The 378-nt window shown below is 69.3% G+C and carries 1 protein-coding gene; it reads right to left on the reverse strand.

Annotated features, from left to right (window positions below; genetic code table 11):
• On the reverse strand, nt 1–378 hold a 378-nt coding region (locus EN852_RS36070), incomplete at both ends, for a citrate/2-methylcitrate synthase (protein ID WP_281407836.1).

Here is a 378-nt window from a genome sequence, read left to right on the forward strand (position 1 = left end):
ACCTCGAGCGCCGTCTGCTCGACCGTCTCGGCGAAAGCCAGCCGGCGGCCGGTGCCGCCCTCGCCGCCCAGCTTGCGCACCACCGCTTTCAGCACATCAGCGCGCGGATCGCGCACACGGTAGATGCGATGTCCGAAGCCCATGATGCGCCTGCCCTGCGCGATCTCATTGCGCAGCCATCCGGCCGCATCGCCATGCGCGGCGATCGCGTCGAGCATATCGATTACCTGGCCGGGCGCGCCGCCATGCAGCGGTCCCTTGAGCGCGCCGAGGCCCGCCAGCACCGACGATGTCAGGCCGGCCAAGGTCGAGGCGACGACGCGGGTGGCGAAGGTCGACGCATTGAGCCCGTGATCACACACGGTCACCAGATAGGTG

It is taken from the genome of Mesorhizobium sp. M2E.F.Ca.ET.209.01.1.1 (assembly GCF_004010375.2).
Lineage (GTDB): Bacteria > Pseudomonadota > Alphaproteobacteria > Rhizobiales > Rhizobiaceae > Mesorhizobium.